2 protein-coding genes are annotated in these 1,503 nt (G+C 49.9%); one reads left to right on the top strand and one right to left on the bottom strand.

Features of this window, described 5'->3' with window-relative positions:
- Positions 1-55: 55 nt before the first annotated feature.
- Positions 56-1,072, top strand: a complete 1,017-nt coding sequence (locus KDK14_RS14245) for an ankyrin repeat domain-containing protein (protein ID WP_306671553.1) — start codon at positions 56-58, stop codon at positions 1,070-1,072.
- Between the two features lie 59 nt (positions 1,073-1,131).
- Here the strand turns inward: KDK14_RS14245 and KDK14_RS14240 are convergent.
- A partial coding sequence (locus KDK14_RS14240) for a hypothetical protein (RefSeq protein WP_257265838.1) occupies positions 1,132-1,503 on the bottom strand: 372 nt, incomplete at its 5' end.

The raw sequence follows: 1,503 nt of genomic DNA, 5'->3' as shown, positions 1-1,503 counted from the left end.
GTATTCCTTACCAGCTTGGTGGGCTGGTTTGGCTGGGTTCACAGAATAGTTACGACTGCTGTTTGAAAATGGGGCAAATTTGCATGCTACCAATAACAATGGTGAAACAGCCCTGCATATGGCCGCTCAAAACGGCCATGCTGGATGCCTGAGGCAGCTGATTGAAAATGGGGCAAATTTGAATGCTACCAATAACAATGGTGAGACACCTCTCCACTCCGCTGTTATTGTAGGCCACACAGAGGTCATTCAGACATTGATGTTCAGAGCCCCATCCATGGCCAAAGAGAAAGATAACGGTGGCAGGTCGGCTCTCCACTTAGCGGCAATGAATGGCCACACAAAGGTCGTCAAGGCATGGCTGACCAGTGATCGCTTACTGGGCATTGAGGCTCTGCACGCAGCTGCTTCTCAAGGCCATACAGCGACCGTCGCGAAATTGCTGGAGATTGACCGCTCACTGGCCAAACATACGGATCGTTTTCGCGAAACGGCACTACACAAAGCTGCTGAAAACGGCCACACAGAGGCCATCCATAAATTGCTGGAGATTGAGCGTTCCCTGGCCGAAGAGAAGGATTTAGGTGGCAGGACGGCTCTCCATTATGCTGCTGGAAACGGCCACACAGAGGCCATCCAGACATTGCTGAAGATTAACCGTTTCCTGGCCAAAAAGAAGGATCATGATGGTGACACGGCACTACACAAAGCTGCTAAAAACCGCCACACAAAGGCCATCCAGAAATTGCTGGAGATTGATAGCTCCCTGGCCAAAGAGAAGGATTCCCGTTGCAGAACGGCTCTCCACATAGCTGCTGGAAACGACCACGCAGAGGCCATCCAGACATTGCTGGAGATTGATAGCTCCGTGGCCAAAGAGAAGGATCATGATGGTGACACGGCACTACACACAGCTACTTTAAGAGACCACGCAGAGGCCATCTACAAATTGCTGAACTTTGACCCTTCTCTGGCCAGAGAGAAGAATAGCTCGGGCCGTACGGCACACGACTTTGCTATGAGCATTGGCAGCATAGCGTGCAGGAAACTGTTTAAACGCTTTACAGCCTAAAACGGGCTGCCTTCTACAGTGAGCAATAAAATTGCGCGAAGAACCGATTCCTGATTATTTCAAACTTCCACCTCATACTCCGCCAAATTCGGCGCTGTACCTTTTATCTCGCTATCCAGAATAAACGCCTTTTCACCAACGTTTACAGACTCTTCCTTAACCGTAATTACCGAACCATCCCGAAGCTCTGCCTGACAAGTGCTATTGCCATTTTTGGCGGTAATGTTGACCACGATCCGAACACCCTTCGGCATCAGAGCCTTGAATTGCTGCCAGATGTTAGTCGTTGCCATTGCTTGCATTCCAGATAAACGATCACTGCCTGGTGAACGAAAACCGGGGTCAAAAACCGGGGTCGAAAAACCGGGGTCAGGTCTTGATTGCGACAGGCGAAGCCTGAGAATGTGGGAGGTTTTATAAACTGAAATCAT

It is taken from the genome of Endozoicomonas sp. ONNA2, assembly GCF_024606365.1.
Lineage (GTDB): Bacteria > Pseudomonadota > Gammaproteobacteria > Pseudomonadales > Endozoicomonadaceae > Endozoicomonas.
This window is presented reverse-complemented; position numbering and strand designations above follow the sequence as displayed.